Source organism: Mesorhizobium sp. M7A.F.Ca.CA.003.01.2.1, assembly GCF_003998945.1.
Classification (GTDB): domain Bacteria; phylum Pseudomonadota; class Alphaproteobacteria; order Rhizobiales; family Rhizobiaceae; genus Mesorhizobium; species Mesorhizobium ciceri.
In genome coordinates, this window is the sequence record NZ_RZRA01001074.1 from 1 (window position 1) to 1,757 (window position 1,757).

Annotated in this window: 2 protein-coding genes and 1 riboswitch; both genes read left to right on the forward strand. The window is 64.6% G+C overall.

Going from position 1 to position 1,757, the window contains the following annotated elements:
• Window positions 1-164: riboswitch (cobalamin riboswitch) on the forward strand. This riboswitch is flagged as partial in the annotation.
• A 38-nt stretch (window positions 165-202) separates the two neighbouring features.
• A complete protein-coding gene (locus EN969_RS29805; RefSeq protein WP_013531088.1) occupies window positions 203-631 on the forward strand; it encodes a DUF1636 family protein in 429 nt (142 codons plus the stop codon).
• A gap of 2 nt (window positions 632-633) precedes the next feature.
• Window positions 634-1,671 (forward strand): cobalamin biosynthesis protein CobW, encoded by a 1,038-nt coding sequence (cobW, locus tag EN969_RS29810; RefSeq protein ID WP_127419662.1) that lies wholly within the window; start codon window positions 634-636, stop codon window positions 1,669-1,671.
• The last annotated feature ends 86 nt before the right edge of the window (window positions 1,672-1,757 follow it).

Consider the following 1,757-nt stretch of genomic DNA (forward strand, 5'->3'; position numbering starts at 1 on the left):
GGCTAAGAGGGAATGCGGTGCGGGGCAAAATCCCAAATCCGCGGCTGTCCCCGCAACTGTAAGCGAAGAGCCAAGGCCGAAAACCACTGGGAATTCCCGGGAAGGCGGCTACCCAAGGCGATGACTCGCGAGCCAGGAGACCTGCCGTCTGCGACTGTAGAATCCGATCGCCCGGCGGGTTTCCGGGCAAGGAGCCCGATCTTTGGACCACGACAGCAGTTTTTCGGCTGGCACAGCGGATATTTCGTCCGGCCATGATGATGCCTTGGCCGGCGTCACCATCATCGTCTGCGGCTCCTGCCGCAATGAGACCGGCTCCGACGCTCATCCCCGCGCCGGCGAGTTGCTGACGGACGACACGCGCCGCGCCGCCGCTGGCGACGATATCCGCATCCGCAGCGTCGAATGCCTTGGCAATTGCAAGCGGCGCCTCAGCGCCGCGATCCTGCGCGACGGTTGCTGGAGCTATGTCTTCGGCGACCTGACCGCGACCAGCGGCGCCGACCTCGTGACAGGCGCAAAGCTCTTCGCCACCTCGAAAGATGGCCTGATCCCGTGGCGTGGCCGCCCCGATAGCCTCAAGCGCGGCCTCGTGGCCCGCATTCCACCCATCGACATGCTGAAGGATTGACCATGACCACTTCCGTATCCCGCGTTCCCTGCACCGTCGTCACTGGCTTCCTCGGCGCCGGCAAGACGACGCTGGTCCGCCATCTCCTGGAAAACGCCGGCGGCAAGCGCATCGCCATCATCGTCAACGAATTCGGCGACATCGGCATCGATGGCGAGATCCGCAAGGGATGCGGTATCGACACCTGCCCCGAGGAAAACATCGTCGAACTGGCCAATGGCTGTATCTGCTGCACTGTCGCCGACGACTTCGTCCCGGCGCTCGACCAAATCCTGTCGCTGACGCCGAGGGTCGACCATATCCTGATCGAAACCTCGGGCCTGGCACTGCCCAAGCCGCTGGTCCAGGCCTTTCAGTGGCCCAGCGTGAAAAGCCGGGTGACCGTCGATGGCGTCATCGCCGTGGTCGACGGACCGGCATTGGCCGAAGGCCGCGTCGCCAACGACATGGAGGCCCTCCAGGCGCAGCGCGCCGGGGACGAGACGCTCGACCACGACGATCCGGTGGAAGAAGTGTTCGAGGACCAGATCGCCTGCGCCGACCTGATCATCCTGTCGAAGAGCGACCTGATGGACGCCGCCGGCACCGCCCGCGCCAATGCCATCGTTGGCGAACACTCCGCCCGCGCAGTGAAGATCGTGCCGACCTCGCATGGCAAGGTCGATCCCTCCGTGCTGCTCGGGCTCGGTCTGGCCGTCGAGGACGACATCGAAAACCGCAAGTCCCATCATGACGGCGCATTCGACCACGAGCATGACGACTTCGACACGTTCATCGTCGACATTGCCTCGATCGCCAATCCGGACGAGCTGGCAAAGCGCGTCGCCACCGTCGCCGAAGAAGAGAACGTGCTGCGCGTAAAAGGCTTCGTCGAGGTCGGCGGCAAGCCGATGCGGCTCTTGCTGCAGGCCGTCGGGCCGCGCGTCAATCATTACTATGACCGCGCCTGGACCGCTGAGGATGACCGCCGCTCGCGCCTCGTCGTCATCGGCCTGAAAGGGCTGAACCGCCCGGCGATCGAGCGTATACTCGCCGGCTGATTTCGGACACGGATTGCGATGCACATCCTAACCACGACATCCGCCTCGCTCGACGACCTCGCCGAGCCGGTCGATCTGCGGCAGAC

Coding starts and splice junctions, on each gene's coding strand:
- cobW (WP_127419662.1), top strand. CDS start 634: ATGACCACTTCCGTATCCCGCGTTCCCTGCACCGTCGTCACTGGCTTC.